The sequence below is a fragment of the Lysinibacillus sp. NPDC056232 genome (genome assembly GCF_042267565.1).
Lineage (GTDB): Bacteria > Bacillota > Bacilli > Bacillales_A > Planococcaceae > Lysinibacillus.
Map to the genome: position 1 here is coordinate 37,534 of NZ_JBHJTF010000022.1, position 22,418 is coordinate 59,951.

Annotated in this window: 27 protein-coding genes and 1 riboswitch; of the genes, 9 read left to right on the forward strand and 18 right to left on the reverse strand. The window is 36.6% G+C overall.

The genetic code is table 11. From position 1 onward, the window contains the following. Positions 1-129 precede the first annotated feature (129 nt). From ACFCYJ_RS16315 to ACFCYJ_RS16330, 4 genes are all read right to left on the reverse strand, one after another. A complete protein-coding gene (locus tag ACFCYJ_RS16315; protein WP_249075208.1) occupies positions 130-510 on the reverse strand; it encodes a DUF423 domain-containing protein in 381 nt (126 codons plus the stop codon). A 26-nt stretch (positions 511-536) separates the two neighbouring features. After that, positions 537-803, reverse strand: a complete 267-nt coding sequence (locus tag ACFCYJ_RS16320; RefSeq protein ID WP_376075024.1) for a YwdI family protein — start codon at positions 801-803, stop codon at positions 537-539. Continuing rightward, positions 800-979 carry a uracil-DNA glycosylase gene (locus ACFCYJ_RS16325; protein ID WP_374963953.1) on the reverse strand — a complete coding sequence of 60 codons (180 nt, stop codon included), beginning with the start codon at positions 977-979 and terminating at the stop codon, positions 800-802. Before ACFCYJ_RS16325 ends, ACFCYJ_RS16320 begins: the two co-directional genes overlap by 4 nt. 237 nt (positions 980-1,216) lie before the next feature. Further along, positions 1,217-1,894 carry a uracil-DNA glycosylase gene (locus ACFCYJ_RS16330; protein ID WP_376075025.1) on the reverse strand — a complete coding sequence of 226 codons (678 nt, stop codon included), beginning with the start codon at positions 1,892-1,894 and terminating at the stop codon, positions 1,217-1,219. Positions 1,895-2,076: 182 nt separating this feature from the next. Between ACFCYJ_RS16330 and thiD the strand changes: the two genes are divergently transcribed. Further along, positions 2,077-2,907, forward strand: coding sequence for a bifunctional hydroxymethylpyrimidine kinase/phosphomethylpyrimidine kinase (thiD, locus tag ACFCYJ_RS16335; RefSeq protein ID WP_376075027.1), 831 nt, complete (start codon positions 2,077-2,079; stop codon positions 2,905-2,907). A gap of 50 nt (positions 2,908-2,957) precedes the next feature. On the opposite strand, the gene ACFCYJ_RS16340 is transcribed toward thiD, so the two are convergent. Continuing rightward, positions 2,958-3,446, reverse strand: coding sequence for an acyl-CoA thioesterase (locus ACFCYJ_RS16340; RefSeq protein WP_376075096.1), 489 nt, complete (start codon positions 3,444-3,446; stop codon positions 2,958-2,960). Positions 3,447-3,685: 239 nt separating this feature from the next. Here ACFCYJ_RS16340 and ACFCYJ_RS16345 point away from each other — a divergent pair, with 239 nt between their 5' ends. Then, positions 3,686-4,012, forward strand: a complete 327-nt coding sequence (locus ACFCYJ_RS16345) for a hypothetical protein (RefSeq protein ID WP_376075029.1) — start codon at positions 3,686-3,688, stop codon at positions 4,010-4,012. Positions 4,013-4,566: 554 nt separating this feature from the next. Here the strand turns inward: ACFCYJ_RS16345 and ACFCYJ_RS16350 are convergent. Together ACFCYJ_RS16350 and exaC are read right to left on the reverse strand one after the other, a co-directional pair. After that, the gene (locus tag ACFCYJ_RS16350) at positions 4,567-4,908 is read right to left on the reverse strand and encodes a DUF779 domain-containing protein (protein ID WP_376075031.1); all 342 of its coding nucleotides are present in this window, start codon (positions 4,906-4,908) and stop codon (positions 4,567-4,569) included. A 21-nt stretch (positions 4,909-4,929) separates the two neighbouring features. Continuing rightward, the gene (gene exaC, locus ACFCYJ_RS16355; protein WP_328007773.1) at positions 4,930-6,450 is read right to left on the reverse strand and encodes an acetaldehyde dehydrogenase ExaC; all 1,521 of its coding nucleotides are present in this window, start codon (positions 6,448-6,450) and stop codon (positions 4,930-4,932) included. A 279-nt stretch (positions 6,451-6,729) separates the two neighbouring features. Here exaC and ACFCYJ_RS16360 point away from each other — a divergent pair, with 279 nt between their 5' ends. Both ACFCYJ_RS16360 and bshB2 read left to right on the forward strand, forming a co-directional pair. After that, entirely contained in the window at positions 6,730-7,080 is a 351-nt protein-coding gene (locus ACFCYJ_RS16360; protein WP_376075032.1) for a YojF family protein, read from the forward strand. Between the two features lie 13 nt (positions 7,081-7,093). Beyond that, complete coding sequence (bshB2, locus tag ACFCYJ_RS16365; RefSeq protein WP_376075033.1) at positions 7,094-7,783, forward strand: bacillithiol biosynthesis deacetylase BshB2; 690 nt, start codon at positions 7,094-7,096, stop codon at positions 7,781-7,783. 74 nt (positions 7,784-7,857) lie between these two features. On the opposite strand, the gene ACFCYJ_RS16370 is transcribed toward bshB2, so the two are convergent. Beyond that, a complete protein-coding gene (locus ACFCYJ_RS16370; protein WP_376075035.1) occupies positions 7,858-8,601 on the reverse strand; it encodes a TerC family protein in 744 nt (247 codons plus the stop codon). Positions 8,602-8,828: 227 nt separating this feature from the next. On the opposite strand from ACFCYJ_RS16370, the gene ilvA reads away from it, so the two are divergent. After that, positions 8,829-10,091, forward strand: coding sequence for a threonine ammonia-lyase IlvA (gene ilvA / locus ACFCYJ_RS16375; protein ID WP_376075036.1), 1,263 nt, complete (start codon positions 8,829-8,831; stop codon positions 10,089-10,091). A 252-nt stretch (positions 10,092-10,343) separates the two neighbouring features. On the opposite strand, the gene ACFCYJ_RS16380 is transcribed toward ilvA, so the two are convergent. From ACFCYJ_RS16380 to ACFCYJ_RS16395, 4 genes are all read right to left on the reverse strand, one after another. Continuing rightward, positions 10,344-11,303: a nuclease-related domain-containing protein gene (locus tag ACFCYJ_RS16380; RefSeq protein ID WP_376075038.1), complete on the reverse strand. Its 960-nt coding sequence runs from the start codon at positions 11,301-11,303 to the stop codon at positions 10,344-10,346. A 215-nt stretch (positions 11,304-11,518) separates the two neighbouring features. Further along, complete coding sequence (locus tag ACFCYJ_RS16385) at positions 11,519-12,313, reverse strand: ABC transporter ATP-binding protein (protein WP_376075040.1); 795 nt, start codon at positions 12,311-12,313, stop codon at positions 11,519-11,521. Beyond that, positions 12,306-13,334 carry an ABC transporter permease gene (locus tag ACFCYJ_RS16390; protein WP_376075042.1) on the reverse strand — a complete coding sequence of 343 codons (1,029 nt, stop codon included), beginning with the start codon at positions 13,332-13,334 and terminating at the stop codon, positions 12,306-12,308. Before ACFCYJ_RS16390 ends, ACFCYJ_RS16385 begins: the two co-directional genes overlap by 8 nt. A 25-nt stretch (positions 13,335-13,359) precedes the next feature. After that, the gene (locus ACFCYJ_RS16395) at positions 13,360-13,527 is read right to left on the reverse strand and encodes a hypothetical protein (protein WP_376075044.1); all 168 of its coding nucleotides are present in this window, start codon (positions 13,525-13,527) and stop codon (positions 13,360-13,362) included. Between the two features lie 73 nt (positions 13,528-13,600). Here ACFCYJ_RS16395 and ACFCYJ_RS16400 point away from each other — a divergent pair, with 73 nt between their 5' ends. Continuing rightward, positions 13,601-13,768 carry a hypothetical protein gene (locus tag ACFCYJ_RS16400; RefSeq protein WP_376075045.1) on the forward strand — a complete coding sequence of 56 codons (168 nt, stop codon included), beginning with the start codon at positions 13,601-13,603 and terminating at the stop codon, positions 13,766-13,768. A gap of 182 nt (positions 13,769-13,950) precedes the next feature. Here ACFCYJ_RS16400 and ACFCYJ_RS16405 read toward each other — a convergent pair whose 3' ends face one another. From ACFCYJ_RS16405 to ACFCYJ_RS16420, 4 genes are all read right to left on the reverse strand, one after another. Then, positions 13,951-14,973: an ABC transporter substrate-binding protein gene (locus ACFCYJ_RS16405; protein ID WP_376075047.1), complete on the reverse strand. Its 1,023-nt coding sequence runs from the start codon at positions 14,971-14,973 to the stop codon at positions 13,951-13,953. Between the two features lie 340 nt (positions 14,974-15,313). After that, positions 15,314-15,892, reverse strand: coding sequence for a TetR/AcrR family transcriptional regulator (locus ACFCYJ_RS16410; protein ID WP_376075049.1), 579 nt, complete (start codon positions 15,890-15,892; stop codon positions 15,314-15,316). Beyond that, a complete protein-coding gene (locus tag ACFCYJ_RS16415) occupies positions 15,889-18,090 on the reverse strand; it encodes an FtsX-like permease family protein (protein ID WP_376075050.1) in 2,202 nt (733 codons plus the stop codon). Before ACFCYJ_RS16415 ends, ACFCYJ_RS16410 begins: the two co-directional genes overlap by 4 nt. A 17-nt stretch (positions 18,091-18,107) precedes the next feature. Further along, a complete protein-coding gene (locus tag ACFCYJ_RS16420; RefSeq protein ID WP_376075052.1) occupies positions 18,108-18,800 on the reverse strand; it encodes an ABC transporter ATP-binding protein in 693 nt (230 codons plus the stop codon). Between the two features lie 240 nt (positions 18,801-19,040). On the opposite strand from ACFCYJ_RS16420, the gene ACFCYJ_RS16425 reads away from it, so the two are divergent. The 3 genes from ACFCYJ_RS16425 (at position 19,041) to ACFCYJ_RS16435 (ending at position 20,598) form a co-directional block, all read left to right on the forward strand. Continuing rightward, positions 19,041-19,295 carry a hypothetical protein gene (locus ACFCYJ_RS16425; RefSeq protein WP_376075053.1) on the forward strand — a complete coding sequence of 85 codons (255 nt, stop codon included), beginning with the start codon at positions 19,041-19,043 and terminating at the stop codon, positions 19,293-19,295. Positions 19,296-19,377: 82 nt separating this feature from the next. Beyond that, the gene (locus tag ACFCYJ_RS16430) at positions 19,378-19,773 is read left to right on the forward strand and encodes a DUF1259 domain-containing protein (RefSeq protein ID WP_376075055.1); all 396 of its coding nucleotides are present in this window, start codon (positions 19,378-19,380) and stop codon (positions 19,771-19,773) included. 291 nt (positions 19,774-20,064) lie between these two features. Next, positions 20,065-20,109: riboswitch (PreQ1 riboswitch) on the forward strand. 6 nt (positions 20,110-20,115) lie between these two features. Then, positions 20,116-20,598: a QueT transporter family protein gene (locus tag ACFCYJ_RS16435; RefSeq protein ID WP_376075056.1), complete on the forward strand. Its 483-nt coding sequence runs from the start codon at positions 20,116-20,118 to the stop codon at positions 20,596-20,598. A 202-nt stretch (positions 20,599-20,800) separates the two neighbouring features. Here ACFCYJ_RS16435 and ACFCYJ_RS16440 read toward each other — a convergent pair whose 3' ends face one another. After that, a complete protein-coding gene (locus tag ACFCYJ_RS16440) occupies positions 20,801-21,532 on the reverse strand; it encodes a CPBP family intramembrane glutamic endopeptidase (protein ID WP_376075057.1) in 732 nt (243 codons plus the stop codon). Continuing rightward, complete coding sequence (locus ACFCYJ_RS16445; RefSeq protein ID WP_376075059.1) at positions 21,529-22,257, reverse strand: MerR family transcriptional regulator; 729 nt, start codon at positions 22,255-22,257, stop codon at positions 21,529-21,531. The genes ACFCYJ_RS16440 and ACFCYJ_RS16445 overlap by 4 nt, the downstream gene beginning before the upstream one ends. Between the last annotated feature and the right edge of the window lie 161 nt (positions 22,258-22,418).

A 22,418-nucleotide genomic window follows, 5' to 3' on the forward strand; every position in this document is an offset into this window, starting at 1 on the left:
TCAGCGCCTTCTAATAAATCAAGGTGGATAAAAATGGCTAATCCACATACATGTTTGTAATAAACAAAAACTCCCTCACACATAGTGCAAAGGAGTAACTTTGTAGGAATATCTATATTCAACTGAATTTTATCGAGCATGTTTAAGCGCAGCTACTATAATTAAAACCCAGCCAGCTAAAAATAGAACACCACCAATTGGTGTAATGGCACCTAGAACTTTAACGCCGCTGATTGCCAGTACATATAAGCTTCCTGAAAAGAAGACAATACCTAGGTTGAAAAAGATTCCAGCCAAATTTAACTGCTTGACCTCACCTAGTAGTTTGGAGCTCATCAATATACCAATAATAAGGATAGCCGTAGCTTGAAACATCTGGTACTGCACAGCTGTTTCCCAAATCCCGCGACTATAATCGTCTAGAACTTCTTTTAAAGCATGTGCACCGAATGCACCAAGTGCCACTGCTAAAAAGCCGTGAAGTGCACCTGTCACGATAAATTTTTTCATATCATTTACCCTACCTTTAATCATGATTAAAAGTCAAAAATTGAATCACCATTTGATCCATCTTCTTCTTCAATTTTTGCTGTATATAAACTTGTTTGCTTTGGCTCTGATACTAGCATTTGTGGCAGATGTTTTGACTGCGCTTTAGAAATTCCGTCAGATGCGTCTAATACCACATCGCATAATGCTCGGATTGCTGTTAAGGCTTCACGAATTTGTTGTTCGTTTCCAGCATTTTTGACACCAGATAATTGTTTTTCTAGTTGTTGAATAACGGCTTGATAAGGAATCATTGCATTCTCCCACTTTCTGCTTTTGGCACAAACTTTAGACAGTCCGTGCTAGAGGATTGTTTAACGACAACGGATGGTATTTGCTTCGTTTTAAAGCCATATGCTACACAGGCCCGCGGCGTTTGTGGGTCCCATGTTACTTTGAAATATTGACATTTGAAACAATTTACCTTCATCGTTGTTCCTCACTTTCTTCTATTATAAACTGTAACATGAAATTATAAGTGTATCAATTTCGCCTTGGCGTAATTGCGTCCGGATTTTGAATTGTGCCAGCACAATTCAAAATCCGTGACATCCGCCGGAGGCTTATCTTCATTCAGGTAACCATCCTCAGAGGTAGGAGTCTATTATAGTTGATGCTTCACTTTTGCTACAAAACATTTGAATGAAGATATATGATTTGTGCCAATCTAAGCTAGAGACCAATCAATTGGTTGCTCTCCCCATTCCACTAACTGTGCATTGATCTTCGAATATGGTTTACTGCCAAAAAAACCTCGATAAGCACTAAGTGGACTTGGATGAGGTGCTTCTAAAATTAAATGTGGCGTTGAGTATTTACGAATTAATTGTTTTTTTCGTTGTGCTGGTTTACCCCAAAGCACAAAAATAATTGGTTTATCTCTTGATGCTAATTTATCGATGACAGCATCCGTAAATTGCTCCCATCCTTGTTCTTTATGGGAGTTCGCCTGACCTGCTCGAACAGTTAATACAGTGTTCAATAACATTACACCCTGCTGTGCCCATTTTGTTAATGTTCCGTTCTGAGGGCTTGGACAGCCAAGATCATCCTGTAATTCCTTTAGCATATTTCGTAGGCTTGGTGGATGTGGGATTCCCGGCATGACTGAAAAGCTTAATCCATGTGCTTGGTTTGGTCCATGATACGGATCCTGACCTAAAATTACGACCTTTACGTCATGATAAGCCGTCATATAAAATGCATTCATTATGTCATTTATCGGGGGATAAATTGTTTGTGCTGCATATTCATCTGCTACAAATTGACGTAGCTTTGTATAGTATGTTTTTTCTATTTCTTCTACAAGTATTTCTTGCCAATCATTCGGGAATGCTTGTTTCATCGTAATATAAGCCCCTTTCTCTTCTTACAACGGTACAAAAAAATAATGTTGAATTCAAGCATCAGAAAAAGAAGTTAAACTGACCTTGTGAAAATATATAATTCTGACTATTTTTATACACCCAGAATAAGACTATACTAGATGATAATTTTAAAATTCCATCTATAAAGGAGATCTTCCACATGGTTCTTAAAAAAACTTTAACGATTGCTGGTTCAGATACATCAGGCGGCGCAGGTATGCAAGCCGACCTTAAAACATTTCAAGAGCACGGCACATATGGCATGGTGGCATTAACAGTTGTCGTAACAATGGATCCAAACGGTTGGACTCATAACGTAACGCCATTACCGACAGAGCTTTTGCAAAAACAAATCGATACGGCTCTTTCAACAGGCATTGACGCTATAAAAACCGGTATGCTATCAACTGAAGAAATTATTCGTATCGCAGGTGATGCTATTGCAAAATCTGGTACGGCAAATGTTGTTATTGATCCTGTAATGGTATGTAAAGGAGAAGATGAAGTTTTGAACCCTGGTAACACAGATGCAATGATTCAACATCTTTTACCTTTAGCCGCAGTTACAACACCTAACCTGTTTGAGGCCGGGCAATTAGCCGGAACTGGCACACCAAGAACAATCGAGGAAATGAAAACAACAGCTCGTAAAATCCACGAACTTGGTGCCAAAGCTGTTGTGATTAAAGGTGGAAAAGCATTAGCTACTGAAAAAGCGACTGACTTATTCTTCGACGGTGAAAAATTCTACTTATTAGAATCTGAAAAAGTCGCTTCTACTTATAACCATGGGGCAGGCTGCACATTTGCTGCTTCAGTAACAGCAAACTTGGCAAACGGTCTTTCAGTAAAAGAGGCTGTAATCGAAGCAAAAGAATTCGTTTCAGCTGCAATCGCTCACGGTTGGGCATTAAATGACTATGTAGGACCAGTTATGCACGGTGCTAAATCTCGTTTCGGCACACCACAAGTAACAGTGACAGAAATTTAAAAACGAAAAGGGCATCTGTATAGTTATCAGATGCCTTTTGTAGTTCTCCATCATTTCGAGCAATCCCATGGATCGTTCATGGAAATGAATTGGGCCATTGCCTTACTTTCCTTTTTACGCTCTGCACGCGCTTTTGCTCGTACAGCTGCGGTTTCATGTAGCTTTGTCTCCTCTACTGTTTCCGGAATGACAGATGGCACTGGCGTTGGTTTATTATTTTCATCTAATGCAACAAAGGTTAATAATGCTGTTGCCGCTACCTTGCGTTCGCCCGTTTTCAAATTCTCAGAAATGACCTTTACAAAAACTTCCATTGAAGATGTCCCTGTCCACGTTACATAAGATTCGAAATAGACAGAATCGGTCGGGCGTATTGGATGCAGGAAGTCTACAGAATCCGTTGAGGCTGTGACACAATCTCTACGACTATGTTTAGCAGCGGAAATTGAAGCTACTAGATCGATGTCACTCATTAATCGACCGCCAAATAGTGTATTATGATTGTTAATATCATTCGGAAAAACGCGACTTGTACGCATAACTCTTGATTCTTTACAATATTTAAAGTCTTTATTCACATCTATCCCCCCTAAAAACAACTGTTTATTTCTACTATATTGCTCTATTTTTCCATAAAAATCAATTTTATTATTAGAAAATTAAGAATTTTCAATTTAACAAGAAGCGAGAGAATTATTACTTCTAATGTAAAAAGCTTAGGACAAGATACGCTACTACTTCATATGCCATATATTAGCTGTATATGGGAGGGAGAAAAATGAAAAGACGTAATCAACAAAACATAAATGATGATCCACCTAATCTAGGCGGTCAAGAAGCAGGTCTCCTAGGTGAAGACATAGGTATCCAAGGTGGAAATGTAACCTCTACCAAAGTAGAATTAATATCTTCAATGGTTTTGACAATAGGGTATTCATTAGCAACCCTCTCCACCATTTTAGCATTGCAGGAAGAAGAGGCACAGGAACAAACAAGAACATCCGATGCGCAAAATCAAAGTGTACAATTTAGACAAATGCATAAACATCTATCACATCTCAACAATCGTCTAGATTCCATTGAACGAAAACTCAACCGATATTAACAAATACATACCCCCAAAAACCGTTAATTATAAAAAGCCGCGATTCTCCGTCATAAAAGAGAATCGCGGCTTTTTTACTATACTATGATAATGATCTTTCCGTCTTCTTCCCTTATCACAGCCATACATAAAATGTTAAAGGAACGTCATCTATTGTACCAAGATAGAATTCGTTATTACCTAGTTTAAAATCCCCTTCAACACTATGCGCTTTTTAACCGTCAATTAAGGAAGAAATCATGGTCGCAGTATCTATTCGTTTGTGAAACCGCATACAATACAAAACGACACATTTTGTACAAAATTGCTTTCACACTCATTATATTGATATATTTCAATAATTTTTTCAAGAATATTGCTCGAAAAATCTTCATAGATTTAAAGATGCAATCAAATCTATTATGCCTCGGCATAATTGTTGCTGTCGCTTCGCTTTCGCACAGATAAACAATGCGTCCGGAATCGGTTTTGTGCTTAGGCCGACACGATGTCAGTCATTTCGGTAATGCCACAGGATGTGGCGTTTTTAGACTGAATCCCTCTATAATTACTTCTTAGTACTCTTCTGTTGTGAATACTCTAGAGTTCGTAATGAAATGCATATTTTCAACACTATCTAAAGAAAAACTTGCACCTCTGCCCTCAATCGCATGAATAATCAATTGCGTATGCTTAAAATATTCATATTGCGCTCTATGAATGTAAAAAGGAACGTCACCTATTGTACCAAGATAGATATCGTTTTCACCAATTTTAAAATCTCCTTCTACATAACACATCGGCGCTGAGCCATCACAGCAACCCCCAGATTGATAAAACATGATAGCGCCATGCTGACTCTTAATTAGCTCTATCAAATTTAAAGCCTCTTTTGTTGCAATCACTCGTTCTACCATGTTGTTATTCATCCTTTGGTATTAGAAAAATCCTTGTGCTTCTTTTTTGTAGCTCACTAAAAGACATTTAGTTTGTTGGTAGTGATCTAACATCATTGCGTGGTTTTCACGACCGATACCAGAAAGTTTGAATCCACCAAATGCAGCACCTGCTGGATATTGATGATAAGTGTTTGTCCACACACGACCAGCTTGAATAGCTCGACCTGCACGGTAAGCAATGTCACCAGAACGTGACCAAACACCAGCACCTAAACCATATTCTGTATCATTTGCAATTTCCATTGCTTCATCAAAATCTTTGAATGTAGTCACGCCAAGCACTGGGCCAAAGATTTCTTCTTGGAAGATTCGCATTTTATTATGACCTTTGAAAACTGTTGGTTTAATGTAGTTACCTCCTGCAAGGTCGCCTTCAAGAATATTTTCTTCTCCACCTATTAAGCACTCAGCACCTTCTTCTTTACCAAGTTTTAGGTAAGAAAGGATTTTTTGTTTTTGTTCATTAGAAGCTTGAGCACCCATCATGACTTCTGTATCTAATGGATTACCAATTTTAATAGCTTTTACGCGCTCTAATGCAAGTTCAATGAATTTATCGTAAATGGATTCTTGAACAAGTGCACGTGAAGGACAAGTACAAATTTCACCTGAGTTTAATGCGAACATCACAAAGCCCTCAATTGCTTTATTTAAATATTCATCATCTGAAGCCATTACGTCCTCAAAGAATACGTTTGGTGATTTACCACCTAGCTCTAACGTTACAGGAATAATATTTTCAGTTGCATATTGCATAATTTGGCGACCAACAGCTGTTGAACCTGTAAAAGCAATTTTTGCAATTCGTTTGTTCGTTGCAAGTGGTTTACCAACTTCAACACCAAAGCCGTTTACAATGTTAAGGACGCCTTTTGGTAGGATGTCTTGAATCGTTTCAATTAATACTAATAATGAAACTGGCGTTTGCTCAGCTGGTTTCATCACGATACAGTTACCTGCTGCAAGTGCAGGAGCAATTTTCCAAGCAGCCATTAAGATTGGGAAGTTCCAAGGAATGATTTGGCCAACTACACCTAGTGGCTCTTGGAAGTGATATGCAACAGTGTCGTTATCTAATTGTGTTGTACGCCCTTCTTGTGCACGGATGACACCTGCAAAATAACGGAAGTGATCAATTGCTAAAGGAATATCTGCGTTTAAAGTTTCGCGAACTGCTTTACCATTATCCCATGTTTCTGCAACAGCAATCATTTCTAAGTTTTCTTCAATACGATCTGCGATTTTATTTAAAATAGATGCACGCTCAGTTGCGCTTGTTTTACCCCATGCATCTTTTGCTGCGTGTGCTGCATCAAGAGCAAGCTCAATATCTTCAACTGTTGAACGAGCTGCTTTTGTGAAAACTTGACCTGTTACAGGTGTTTTATTTTCAAAGTATTGACCTTTTACTGGAGGAACCCATTCGCCACCGATAAAGTTATCATATTTTTCTTTGAAATTTACTACTGCTCCCGGAGTATTAGGATTTGCATAAATCATAGTATCAATCTCCCCATATTTTATTTATGAAACCGCATACAAATTATAACGACACAATTTATATTAATCTGTTTCATGTGTCCTATATTGATACATCAGAATAGTTTTTTCAAGTAATTAACCCTATATAAATAGTGAATAATAATTATTTTAAAATAAAGAAATTTCTGTATTTATCAACGGCGTTTTTTATTAGGTTGGCAACAAAAGCCTTTCAATTTCCCTTTGTCATCTTTTTTGACTATACTTAAAATAGAAATAATCGAGAGGAGTGTTAAGATGCAAGAAGTACAAGTAAAGACGTTACAGGAATTATTGAATTCTTTCGCCAACAAAGACGTTTATATCCATCTTGAGACGACGAACGGTTCTTATGCAGCACACTTTGATGAGAATTTTTTTAATGCAGGTGCTTTTATTCGTAATGCTAAAATCAACTATGAACTTGCTAAAGTGGTAGATGATTCACCCCATCGTGTTGGCTTGAAAATGGCACATGGCTGGGTTTATGCGCAAGGCATCACACATTTTGAATTAGATGATTTAGGCCGTTTATTAATGGCTGGACTAGACTACTCAGGAAAATTGGCGATTGCACTTGAAATTAGCGAAACGCCGTTTACTTACTAAGGGGGACGACTTTTTGAATTTACAACCGCAACGTCATATTTTAATTGTTTACCCTCACCCAGATGATGAGGCTTTTTCAGTTGCTGGAACAATTGCCTACTATACAAAGAAAATGAATACACCTGTTACATATGCCTGTTTAACTTTAGGCGAGATGGGGCGTAATTTAGGAAATCCACCTTTTGCAACACGTGAATCCTTACCAGAAATTCGACGTAAGGAGCTTATTGCAGCAGCAGATGCTATGGGAATACAAGATTTACGTATGCTTGGTTTCCGTGATAAAACGATTGAATTTGAAGACGATGAAAAAATGGTAAAGCTTGTTGAAGGTTTAATAGAAGAGTTAATGCCTTCTCTTATCATTACATTCTTACCAGGTTTCGCAGTTCATCCTGACCATGAGGCAACTGCACGTGCTGTAGTAGAAGCTGTTCGTCGTATGCCAAAAGCCGCACGCCCACAAGTGTTAGGCTGTGCCTTTGCAAATGATACCATTGAAAAAAATGGAGAGCCACATGTTGTCGTCAATATAAGTGAAATGAAGACGGATAAAATTAATGCCTTACAAGCACACGCATCCCAAACTGCTTGGATGATGCAAGAAACAGAAAAACGTATTGATGACGGTGAGCCAATGAGCGAAAGCTGGCTTAATATTGAAAAGTTCTATATTGTGAATCCTGATCAGTATGTAAAATAAGAAGCTATAGTTTCTTTACTAACAATAAAGCGGTTCTGTTCTCTTTCTAAATAGAGAACAGAACCGCTTTTATGTTAAGCGACCTTCATTTTTTTTAAGAAATGAATCATGAAGGTTATAGCAAATATAATAATTAACACAACAAAAAACATATAATGTGGAATGTGAATACCGATAACGCTTGCTAGCATTTTCAGTGCAATAATGCCAATAATAATAAATGCTGTTGCCTCTAATTCTGGTATTTTTTCAATAATGATTAAAAATAAACCTGCAATCGTTCTCATCATTAAAATACCTAGCATTCCCCCGATTAGTAATATCCAAATTTGATTGGATATCGCAAAAGCTGCAAAAATCGCATCAATTGAAAAGGCAATATCCATCAGTTCTACCGAAATAACCGTTGCCCAAAACGTTCCAAAAAGACGAACCAACAACCCTGTTTTTTTCATCTCCTTGGCACTATCCGCTTCCCCAATCTGTAGGAAATGAGCGACACATAGCCAACCTAAATACAGCGCTCCTAGCAATTTAACAAACCAAAATTCTACTAAATAAACACCTATCCCAATAAATAAAAATCGAAAAAAATAGGCCCCCAACATCCCGTACATTAAAGCTCGTTTACGTTGCTTGTTTGGCAAATGCTTTACTAGCACTGCTAATACAAGTGCGTTATCAGCCGAAAGTAAACCTTCTATTATAATGAGTGTTGATATTAACCCCCAAGATACAGGGTCAGTCAAAATTTCCTTCCACATTTCCCAATTGAAAAATTGAATGTATGTAGATAGAATTCCTTGAATGATTTCCAATTACATACCCTCCTACTTGTCCTAAGGTATTCTAGTATATGCTTGGCCATTTTCGTTATGAGGAAATGTGTGCATCCTTTATTTCTCCAAAAAAAATTCTCGAAGAAATCTATTTTGCATTAAGTGGACACAGAAAATTTAGAATTAACTAAAAATTAATGACAAAAAGCTTATAAAGTGTGCTATCATAAATAAATGTTTTATACGCATAACGGAGGATGAACATTATGGAAGCTGCTGACACTAGAACCGTGCAAGTAGAAAATATCTTGATTGCACATCATTTCTTAAAAGACGTAGTGGTACACACGCCACTACAAAAAAATGACTATTTATCCGAGAAATACGGAGCTAATATTTATTTTAAACGCGAAGATTTACAGCATGTACGCTCATTTAAACTTCGTGGTGCCTATTATAAGATTAAAAAAATTGAAGAAGAGGCTCGTAAAGCTGGCGTTGTTTGTGCAAGTGCGGGCAATCATGCCCAAGGTGTTGCCTACGCCTGTGCACAATTGAAAATTCAAGCAAGTATTTTTATGCCTCAAACAACACCTAAGCAAAAAATTGATCAAGTGCGTATGTTTGGTCGTGATTATGTAGAAATTATTTTAGCTGGTGATACCTTCGATGATTCTGCAGAAAGTGCATTCGCTTACTGTGATGAACACGATAAAATCTTTATCCACCCATTTGATGATTTTGATGTCATTGCTGGTCAAGGAACGGTTGCTGTTGAAATTATGAATGATATGGAGGAACCGATTGACTACGTATTTGGTAGTATTGGTGGCGGTGGCTTAATGTCAGGTGTTTCTGCCTATGTGAAAAACCTTTCACCTAATAGCAAAATTATCGGTGTAGAGCCTGCTGGGGCAGGCAGTATGAAGGCTGCATTTGCTGAAGGCGGTGCAGTGGCTCTTGATTGGATTGACAAATTCGTAGATGGGGCTGCAGTAAAATGCGTCGGAAATCACACATATGATGTTTGTCGTCGCTACTTAGACGACATCGTCCTAGTACCAGAAGGAAAAGTATGTACAACAATCTTAGATCTTTATAATAAACACGCCATTATCGCAGAACCTGCTGGAGCATTATCAGTAGCAGCTCTCGACTCTTATAAAGAGGAAATCAAAGGGAAATCAGTCGTTATCATCATTAGTGGTGGTAATAATGATATCGGTCGTATGCAGGAGATTAAAGAAAAATCTTTAATTCACGAGGGCTTACTATACTACTTCATCGTAAGCTTCCCACAGCGTGCGGGCGCGCTTCGCCAATTCCTAACAAGCGTTCTAGGACCAAACGACGACATTACTACTTTCGAATATACAAAGAAAAACAACAAAGAAAGTGGTCCTGCCTTAGTCGGTATCGAGCTTGGTAATCGCGAAGACTACGAAGGCTTACTAGTACGCATGAATGAATTCGGCTTCAATTACAAAGAAGTAAACAACGACATTCAACTATTTGGCTTACTAGTCTAAAATAAAGAGTCACACTTACTATGTGAGTGTGGCTTTTTTAGGTTTATCGGAGCACTTTTGAGATTTATCGAGAACTTTTGATTGTTTATCTACCAACTTTTTTAATTTATCTACCAACTTTATCGATTTATCTACCAACTTTATCGATTTATCGACCAACTTTTTTAATTTATCACCCAACTTTCCAAAAATATCGACATCTACCTTACAGGCGACACTATCTGACCGCACTGATAGTTTCGTCGCTTACATTTAATCCAATAATTTAGCAGGGATTATATATTTTCTATTTTTATTTTCACCAATCACTTCAAACTTTAACTTTTTCAATAAGTAATGAGCTACTCTCTCTGAGTCAATATCAAAAAAATTACGAAATTGAGCATTAGAAATATTGTTTCCCATCATTAGCTGATAATCTTGTAATGCTACTAGCATCGATTTATTATCTGTCCGTTGACAATTGCTACAACGCCATTTTCCAAAGAAATACTGGACCGTATGCTGGTACTCACATTGCGAGCATAGTGCCCCTTTTCTTAGTTCATCCCACTCGATATCTGGTATCCATTGGGTTGGTTCATGCTTCTTTAGAAAGCGATCAGCGATATGTTCCAAACCTTTTTCACTCAAACAGACTTGTGAATATCGTAAAAACAACTGCTCTATCTTTTCAGCCAAGCCACTCACATGAATAATCGGTTGCGCCGACAAACTTGACGTCATAATCATATTCGGATTTGCAGAGACGATCATATAAACAATAGGTATATGATCGCCTGCCTTTTGAAAAATCAGACGCAAAAACCTAGCATGCCGCTTCACTTGATCAAAGGGATTTCTAAAGCCATCTACTCTGCCATCAGAAGTAATTCGAATAAATTGATGATGATCTTCCATATATTCTATACGCCCAACGATATTTTTTATTTCCACTATTAAAACAAAATTTCGCGACATAAATAATGTATCAATTTGATGTATCGATCCAGCTCCAGTATTAAGCTGTACATCATGCAATAAATAATATGCATGCTCCAAATAGATTTCCCGCCATTCTCGATCTACTCTTTGCTCGCCAACAATGCCAGCCTTTGTTCTTCCTAGCATTTCTTGAAAATAATCATACTTAGCGTGAGATTTAGATAGTCTTCTTTCGATCATTTCTAACACGAGTTGCTTCGATGAAACTTCGCGCTTTTTTAGTAACATAGTTTCACCTCCTTTAGCTAGATTATAATGCACTTTATCGATAGAGTTTGCTTATTTATCGAGAACTTTTGATTGTTTATTGACCAACTTTTTTAATTTATCTACCAACTTTTTTAATTTATCTACCAACTTTTTTAATTTATCAACCAACTCCCCAAAATATCGACATCAAGCGAAAAACGCCCACACATTTTGTATGAGCGTTTTATCATTTATTATCCTAGTAATGCACGGTCTGAGTTCATTTTCTCACCGCGGATACGTTCGAACTCTGCCATTAAATCCGGGATGGTTAATTCATGCTTGCGATCTTCGCCAACCTCTAAAATGATTTGACCTTTATCCATCATAATCAGTCGATTTCCTAAGTCTAATGCTTGTTGCATGTTGTGCGTGACCATTAATGTCGTCAAGCTGTCTTTCTCAACTAAATATTTTGTAATACGTGTGATTAACTCAGCACGAGATGGGTCAAGTGCCGCCGTATGCTCATCTAGCAATAAAATCGAAGGCTTCGTGAATGTTGCCATTAAAAGAGACAGCGCTTGACGCTCCCCTCCGGAAAGTAAGCCAACTTTTGCAGATAGGCGATTTTCCAAATTCAAGCCCAACATCTGCAAGGATTCCTTGAAAAATTCTCGGCGCTTTTTATCAACACCGATACGCATGCCTCTACTCTTATTACGTGAATAAGCTAATGCTAAATTTTCCTCAATCGTCATTGTTGGCGCTGTACCAGCCATTGGATCCTGGAATACGCGACCGATGTAGTGGGAGCGCTTATATTCTGGTAAAGTCGTAACCTCATTTTCATCAATTGAAACCGTGCCAAAGTCTGGTGTTAGTGCGCCAGAAATCATATTCATCATGGTCGATTTACCAGCACCATTACTGCCGATAATTGTAACGAAATCTCCTGGCTTTAAGTGCAAATTAATTTCTGCAAGTGCCATTTTTTCATCAGGTGTACCTTCATTAAATACCTTATTAATGCCGTTTAATTTAAGCAAGGCCATTTCCTCCCTGCTCAACCGTCTTTACGCGTGTCTTCTCTGCTGCGCGTTTCACCTTGCGTTTGCGCGCCTTCCTCTTATTGATAAATTGAGGTAAAATCAACGCTATAATAACAATGATAGCTGTTATTAATTTCATATCCCCTGAATCTAGGAAATCTACTCGTAATGCTAATGCTAAAATAATGCGGTAAATGATCGCTCCAGCTATAACAGCGAAAGTTGTGCGCATAATCGTTTTTGTACCGAAGATTGCTTCGCCGATAATAACAGATGCAAGACCGATCACAATCATCCCGATCCCCATACTTACATCTGAGAACTTCGAATATTGCGCGATTAAAGCACCCGAAAATGCAACAAGTGCATTAGAAAGTCCTAGCCCAAGAATAATAAGAGTATCTGTATTAGCCGAGAAGCTACGAATCATACGCTTATTATCACCAGTTGCTCGAATAGCTAGGCCGATCTCTGTTTTTAAGAACCAGTCTACAATGAACTTAATTAAAATCGTGATGATTAACACTACGATTATTGTGCTCCATGTTGAAGGTAGTTGCTGAACGCCGAAGCCTTTTAGTAGGTTATTTAATGCCGTATCGATTCCTAAATTACTCCAAAACGCTTGAAACTTTGAAAATAAAGTCTCTGAATTTAATAGTGGAATATTTGGACGACCTATCGTATTTTCTGCCGTTGACCCCATAATACGTAGGTTAATAGAATACAAAGCAATCATCATTAAAATCCCTGATAATAGAGGATTAATTTTCCCCTTTGTGTGAAGAATTCCTGTCATACATCCAGCAATAAATCCAGCAACAATTGCCACTAAAGTCGCTAAGATCGGGTGGTAGCCAAGCAGAATCATCGTCGCCGCTGTAGCCGCCCCTGTTACAAAGCTTCCATCAACCGTTAAATCCGGAAAATCTAACACACGGAATGTTAAATACACACCAAGTGCCATAATTGCATAGATGATCCCTTGCTCCATCGCGCCAAATATTGCTATAAACATAGTTGAATCATCTCCTAATAATTTCTTAATATATAATTTGGCTCATCACCATAACTTGAAGTTGATTTCCGTTCCGGCTGGGCGCTTTGTTGCTGACGCTTCGCTTTCGCACAGTTAAAACATTTGTTGCTGACGCTTCGCTTTCGCGCAGAGCAAAGCTTCCTGGGGGCGTCCAATGAGCCGCTTGGGCCAACAGATGTTTTTTGCGCGAAAGCGAAGTGCTAACGTAGCGGCAGCAAAAGGGTTTCATTCTGTGCAAAAGCGTAGTGCAACGAAGCGACAGCAACAGCACCGATGTTGGTCACGAAGGCGTTATCACAGGATGTGATGGTTTTAGCCTTCGTTCCTCTATCGCTAATCCCCAAGAAGTCGCCCAGCCTCCACTCCAATCAACTTATCCACATGGCATACTTTTAACAAGACTTGAACCATAACCTTCTCAATAAGGTGAAACTAGAAAAGATTATCCCATCATACTTGTGAATCAATACATAATTCTAAATAGAACGGTGATTCTTCCGCATAATTGATTTCAATTTTTACTCTAAAAGTAGATAAAGCGGAGGCAGTTTTAGTTCTCCCCCGCTTCGTCTCATAAGATGATCATGTTAGGCCATTACTTTTCTACAAGCTCTGCACCCCAAGAATCTTTAATGTCGATTCCTAAATCATCCGCTACTTTTTTATTTATTAATAGTTTTAGCTTTTGTGGATATTGAGCTGGAACATCAGCAGGAGTTGCTTCACCTTTTAGAATCTTCACAGCCATTTGCCCTGCTTCATAACCGATGTCATAATATTCAAAACCATATGCCGCTAAGCCACCCCGTGCCACAGAGTCAAGCTCACCTACAACTAATGGTAATTTATTTGCATTCGCTACATCAATGACAGACTCTAGTGCCGAAACTACTGTATTATCAGTAATGATATAGAATGCATCGGCTTTACCGATTAACGATTCAGCAGCTTGTTTTACTTCTGCAGACGTTGCCGCAGATGCCTCAACCACTGTTAAGCCTTGTTCACCCATCACTTTTTTCACTTCTTTTACTTGCGCTACTGAGTTTTGCTCACCAGCGTTGTAAACCATACCTACTTTTTTCGCACCCAATTCCTTTAAGAATGCCACTGTTTTCGAAATAGTATCAGGATGTAAATCGATTGTTCCTGTTACATTTTTCCCTGGCTTCTCCATAGAGTCAATGAGCTGTGCTCCAACAGCATCTGTTACAGAAGTAAAGACAATTGGAATATCACTAGTAGCCGTCGCCGCCGCCTGTGCAGATGGCGTAGAGTTAGCAAAGATTAAATCTACATTGGCACTTACTAGATTGTTTGCAATCGTCGTGTTAAGACTGTTATCACCTTGCGCTATTTGCGGATCGTAATCAACTTTTAAGCCAGATTCTTCAATTGCTTTTTTGAAACCTTCAGTTGCAGCATTTAAAGATGGATGCTCCACAATTTGAGTAATCCCGATCTTATATGTTTTATCATCTGCATTGCCGCTCTCACTTGCGTTATTCGTTTCGTTCCCTTTTGAATCCGACGAACTAGAACCACTGCTACCACAAGCAGCAAGCATTAAAACTAACCCCAATAACAGGAACGAAAGCTTTTTTAAATTGCTTTTCACAAATAATCCCCCCGATTTTGATCTCTGATATTTATCACACTTTATCCAAGCAAAGTGTGAACGTATCGCTATATTATCGTTATTATCAAGGTTCGTCAACAACATTATGAATGTTCTGACTTTTAAATCCAGCTAAATATTTTATCTTTTCATTCAATTTGCCGCTTTAAACCGCTAAACTGCGCTGTTTTTACAAATTGATTTCTTTTTCTAACATAGCAAAAATTTTTTTGACAATTTTGCGAAGTTATTTGATTTTCGAGGTAAATTATGGAGAATCTAAAAAACCTGACATTCCCCATAAGAAATGTCAGGCCTTCAAAACAGTATTTATTCGCTTTTACTTCTTCAAAATATCAACTAACCAACTACTTTGTGGTAACGGGATATCTGGGAAGCATACGTACGTTTGAGCAACACCTTGAATGGCTGAATAAAAACAACCTGCGAGTGCTTTAGGATCACCATCTCGTATTACTCCCTTAACTTGACCCTCTTTTACTAAACTTTCAAATCCCTCAGATGCTGCAAGATCCTTAGCAACTTGTTTTATAGTATCTGGTAAGTTACTTGCTATTTGCGTTTGCGCAACTAACATTAATAATTTTGGCGATAATGGGTGAGTTTTAAAGGAATCAAGTATTGAAGTAACTATTCCATTTAAATACTCTAACGGTTGTGCAAATTCCCCTTCAGAAATACCAATAACAGACATACTAGTTTTAGCTCGATTTAAAAGTTCAAGGTATACCTCTTCTTTAGAACCGAAATAATGAAACAGTAATCCTTGGCTTATTCCAACTGAGTCACCAATCTCTTTTGTTGTAGTTCCTTGATAACCGTTTCTAATAAACAAATCCAAGCCCGCGTTTAGAATTTGCTCTCGTCTAACTTCCTTCTGTTCGCGGCGTTTATTCATTTCATCATAACCTCCTGCAAAGTTACTGCATTCATGCTTTTTTTATAGAGTAACATAATGACCTCGTATGAAACAGCAAAGATCACGAGAGAAATTGTTATTACCTTGCTATCTGGTGTCATTGGTATTGCTACAGTTGATGCTTTAGCCAATAAATCAAATAAAAATTTAGTTAAAACAATAGCATAGAGTGTGCCAATTATAAATCCGATGTAGGCAATTATTCGAAAGCCCGATAATACGATACGATTGCATTCTGCATTTGTATATCCAAATGCTTTCATCATCGCCAAGTATTTACGATTAGAGGAAATAATGATTTTCATTACAATACTAATCGTTAAAATGCTTAAAGCTAAGCCAATTGAGATGAATAAAAAGGATAGTGCGAAATACGTACCTTTTTGCTGAGAGCTTGCAAATAATACGTCTTCAAGTTTTGAAACAAACATATGCTGCTTGTTGTCAAACTCGACATTGTCTTTAGTAAATACACCATTATATCCTTCTTTTTCTAAAAGGCCAGTATTGATTGCAACATCCATATTACTGTAAACTACTTCCCCATACACTGATTGCTCAAAAGCTGTTATAGGTAACTGATACGTAACATTATTTATATGAATTTTCGCAGCGTCACCAATCGTCAAATCATATTTCTTGCGCATCCAATCATTCACCACAAGGCCTTCCTGCTTTGAAATATCTATATTCTCCTGTTTCTGAACACTATAAAGTTTAAAAAGAGAACGACTACTAGATAATGCCATAAATTGGCCGTTATTTAATACATCACCATTCGGAAATTCTATTTTACAGTCTTCTGAAAAATAAGGTGTTTCAGAATCTAAAAGTTTCATTTCCTTCGCCTCAATAAATCGAACATTACTTTTATATTCGGAACCTTTAAGTGTTAAAGAGGATACCTTATCAGACATTGCCTGCAAAGAAAAAGCAATCTGTAAATTAGCGCTAGCCATAAATCCTGTCAGCAACGCCAAAAAGACTAACAGAAAATTATTTAATACGATTGCTTTAAAGACCGCTTTCTTAAAAGGATTAGTTGATCTGTTTTTCCTAATTCGCTTAACAAGAAAATTTAATTTTACTGATTCTGCATTATGAATCATTTCTAATGGCGGTTTACGCAAGGTAAATACGGCAATCCCAAAAGCCATTATAGAGAAAAACAGCGCGGGGATTGTTATAAACAGTATGAATTGTACAAGATCAAAATTTAGTGAAACATTTGGCACGAGAAATGTAGCATTCATTCTATTAATGAACAGAGGGCTAACTGCATAGGAAACTAAATATCCTACAACTGCGCCTATAAACAAGAAAGGTCCAATTAGGAAATATCTTTTAGCAATTTGTAGCTTAGAGTAGCCAAGTGCTTTTAAAACACCCATATTTGATTTTGCTTCATTTATATTTTGGATAATGATAGTAACAAGCAAAACCATTACAGTTAAACCGAAGAAACTTAAAGCGCTAATAAGACAGATTTTAAACATTTTTTCTTTTGCGATTAATGTAGAAAGTATTTGTGGATTATCCTCTTTCTTCAACACGGACTTTATATTTGAATCCATAAGCATTTTTTCTAGAAGGAGTTGTTTCTGTTCCTCAGATACACTTTCAAAAAAACGGCCCGAATAACTTGTTTTTTCCTGCTCATCCCAATTTGAGTAAACTTCTTCACTACATAGTATTAATGCTTGAGTAGTAGGTTTGTAGCCAGCACCATTATTAGCTACCAGCGGTGAAATTGCGTCAGGTAAAGTAAAAACTCCACTAATTGAATATGTTGTATTGCTAATAGTAACTGTATCTCCTAGTGCTAATTTATTCTCCTGTGAATAATTTTTATCTATTGCAATTTCAGTTGTTCTTTTTGGAGCAACGCCTTCCAAGTATATTGGAATATCAATGTTGCGCGTATTTCGCATAACACGATATATATTTTTTTCATCATAAATGACTTTATATGTTACAGGATCATACGTAAAAGAATACTTATTTGAAAGGTCCGTTATATCCCCTCCTTGTAGAATAAGCGTAAAGTCCTGCTGATGTTGATGTTCTTGTACCTTCTTTATGGAGTCTATGTTTTGAAGATAGAAAACCAGTAACGTACAAATAAATACTGCACAGGCAACAACCATTACGAGCGGAAACTGTTTTTTTACTCTCATCAAATGTACTCCCTTTCTCACCATGTAATTTCATTAACATCTCTTGGATCAGCATTGCTAGATACTTCTACGATTCTTCCGCTACCCATTTTAATAATTTTTGTTGCGATTTGAGCAATACTAACATTGTGAGTTACCATAATAATTGTAAATTTCAATTGTTTTTGAAGTTGCTTCAAATAAGTTAAGATTTGTTTGCTCGTTTCTTCATCTAATGCTCCAGTAGGCTCATCACAAAACAAAAAATCCGGTTTTTTCGCTAATGCACGGGCAATAGACACTCGTTGTTGTTGTCCCCCTGAAAGTTCATAAGGAAGACGTTTTTCTAATCCTCGAAGTCCTAAACCATCCATTATTTCAGTAATATTTTTGTTCCCTTTTAAATCAGCACCCATTTTAATGTTAGATTCTACATTTAAAAATGGGAGTAAATAATATGCTTGAAAGATAAAAGCTGTTTTATCACGTCTAAACAACGTTAGTTCTTTCTGATTTAACCCACAAATCTCATAGTCATCATAAGTAACACTCCCTGAATCTGGCTGCTCTAAACCTGAAATTACATTAAGAAGCGTAGATTTACCGGATCCAGAAGGGCCTAAAATGACAACGAATTCCCCATCATCAATTGACAATGAAACTGAATCTAATGCATAAAGCAATTCACGACCATTTTGATAACTTTTAACCAAATTTTCTACTCTTAACATGTTAGACCTCCAAACATTTCGTTTATTAATTAATTAATCAATTAATAAATAAACGATATTATTGATTAATTAATTTGTCAATAACCAAAATGCTCCGTTCAATCATGCATAGTAAAAAGCCACATCTGGTTAGATGCGACTAAATTTTTCTACAACAATATTCCTTTTCAGTCTCCTTTTTTACATTTAAAGCATATGATGCAAATGAGACTAGTGCTGTTCTCAAAAAGGAGGAATATCATGAACAATAATGAAACCAATTCAAATCAACCTTCTTATTCACAAGAGAATCAAAATGCAAATGTTGGGGATATTGACACAATCATTTCTAATCTATGTGACAGTCTATTTGCATTTGCTTTGGATTTTGCCTTAAATGCCTTAGAGTATACAAAAGAATTGGATGAGGAATTAGAATATACAGATGAATTCAAGCAACAAGTAGACGATTTAATTTTGGAAATAGAAGAAATTAAAAATATTTTAGATGAGTAATTTCAAATCAGAAACCCGTTATATGTACTACTTTCACGCCAAGACATCCTCATTATTAATATAAAAAGTAGAGGTGTCTAAAATGCAAAGCTTTCAAAATATGTGTACGAAATTTGCACAGATTGCCAATGGAAAAGCTTCTGTGGAACATGGCGTATGCTCAGTAAAACTTCATCGAAATCTTCATGTGAAAATTCAAGGTCGCCCAAGTCGTAGTGCACTTCATGCTGGGATAACATTCGAATCGCTTGATATATATGGAAATGCACTTAACTTAGGTGAAGTTGTAGTACTCCAAGAAGAATTACAGCCATTTGTTAAAGTACTTGCAGAAAATAATTTAATTATAAGTGCTATTCATAATCATTGGATATATACGGACCCAACTATTTTGTACGTCCATTTTCAATCAATAGAGCCTCCATTAACCTTTGCCCAAAAATTTGCTCAAGCATTTAGCGTTTTAAAAAACTACTGATAACTACACTTGTTAAAAGAACTGCTTAGAACAGTTCTTTTTTGATATGGCTGGACTCTCCTTAAGTGGTTGTTTCTCATCTATAGTCCAATTTCATTCCATATGTAAAGAAGCAAGGGTACAAGCCCCCTTCTTATGGATTCAAAATTCGAATCCTGGTCAAACACACACCTATCTAATTAATGAGCAACGAACAAGAGCTAAATATTACCGTTAGTACTATGAATTTCTGCGCTTTTTTTACTCAACGCTATTTACAAATAAGCATGAACATTGATATGATTGCATTTGCTTCACGTGGTTCGTAACCATCCCACGTAAAAAAACTAAGGAGAAATGAATATGAAAATAAAATTTTTAGCAACGAGTGGCATTATCGCAGCGCTCTACATTGCTATTACATTACTAGTTGCACCATTTGGCTTTACAGAGGTGCAGTTCCGAATATCTGAAATGTTTAATCATTTAGTTGCATTTAATCCGCGCTTTGCCGTCGGGATCATTATTGGTGTATTTATCTCTAACCTCTTTTCACCACTCGGCATCTACGATTTAGTTTTCGGTGTAGGCCATTCAATGATTACTCTTGGATTGTTCATTCTTATTTGTAAATTTGTCAAAAATATTTGGGCACGTTTAGTCATCAATACATTTTTATTTACTTGCACAATGTTCATCATTGCTTTTGAATTGAACTTAGCATTAGAATTACCATTCTTCTGGACATGGTTAACTGTTGCTGCAGGTGAATTTGTTGTCTTAGCGGTCGGTGCACCGATTATGTATGCATTGAATAAACGCTTAAACTTCAAAAATTTAATTTAACTGACGGATCTTATCGAGCCGTATTTAATAAAAAGAGGGACGGTTGGTTCACCGTTCCTCTTTTTTGTTGTGTTCAATTGAAGAGGAAAAATCAATAACATAGCTTATGTTTAAATTCGAATATTTTTCATGTAAATAAAGTTTTATTACCTAGCAAAAAGAGCGTTGCAATGAATAGTCAGAAAGAAAATAATATGTTATTTTAATCCTTTTCATTCTCATCTCCTAATTTTCCAACATAATCAATCAAAGCATGAAGAAGTATTAGAGGTATAATGGAGTTCAATGCGACTGCAAGCATCCCGAACACAAAGCCAAAAATGGTTGTCCGAATGACACCAGATAAACTCTGATATGTATGCGCAAGACCAAAAATTATTGAAGTACACAATAGAACGAACCAAATTGACCATTCTGGAAATAGTATGTTAAATGCAAATATAAGGAATCCACGATAAATAATTTCTTCTGTGACCCCTGCTGTCCATGCTACTTGATTCCAAATGACTTTGTCTTTCTTTGTAACAGGTAGTAACTCAGTAAACGCTATTTGCTTCATTTGTTTTTGTTTCATTAATATCATCTTATTTTTAACATTATCACTTATAAAATATCCAATCGCGTAATATAAAAGCAATATACTACATAATAGAGCTACCCCTATGACAATATATGTAGCAATTGGTCCTAATGCTTTTGTGTTAATACTCGGCATTATTACGCGTAGTTCTTCTAAAGTAAGTTCAGAATTTGCCACTACTATTAAAATAATAAATGTTGGTAACCACAAACCTAACATAACAATCTTATAATAGTGTATCCTGCTTGCGGGATTAGTCGGAACACGTATTTTAAATCTTTGATATAACCAATAACCTATAATTGGCTCATATAAAAGAGTAAACCCAATGAATCCCCATAATAGTATGTTCATTTTGTTTTATGCTCCTTTAGCATGGTCTCTATTTTTTCAATTAGCCATTTTTCTTCTTGTTTACTAAATGGTGACGAAAATAACATGCTATCCAACTGTATCTCCATAAGTTTTGGTTCTGTTAGTAACCAATTAAATAATTGTGGTAATTGAGAAAAAAGTTCTTCGAGAATAGTATGTACTTCGATATCCGTAAATTGGTTCTTATAAGCTATTTTTAATTGATTTATAATGTTTATTAAGTGTGCATCATAACGAACGTTGTGACCATTTGATACATCATAACTCTCATCTACAATTTCAATTGGTAAATAACCCTTTAACCATCGCTGCTGAGATTCCATATGTAAATTATTTTGAATTAATGCAATAAATATCTCTGGTTCGATTACCTGATTTGATTGAGCCAACGAAATTGTGTATTCAAGTAGTTCAATATTCTTTTTAATTTCCACCAATTTACGGAGCATTTCCCCCTTTTGGTACTTTAAAGACTCTGTTATGTCCCATTGCGATTGCCTCATTAGCTCTTGGATATCTTTTAATGAAAATCCTAACGTTTTTAATCCCGTTATTTTTTGCAGTGTAATTATATCTTCATTTTCATAAAATCTACGTCCAGTTTCCGAAATGTAAGATGGCTTTAACAAATTCATTTCATCATAATAGCGAAGAGTACGGATCGAGACACCTGATTTCTTTGAAAATTGACCAATCGAATACATTCATATTTCTCCTTTTCTTTTAATACATTCATTATAGTTTCTAACGTAACGGTAGAATCAATAATGATTTTTGCTTTTATTTATAAAGAATTAAAGAACTTTATTATCAGTTAGCAATTAATGCATTATATCCTTCTTAAAACAGCTTGCCCGTTAATTTC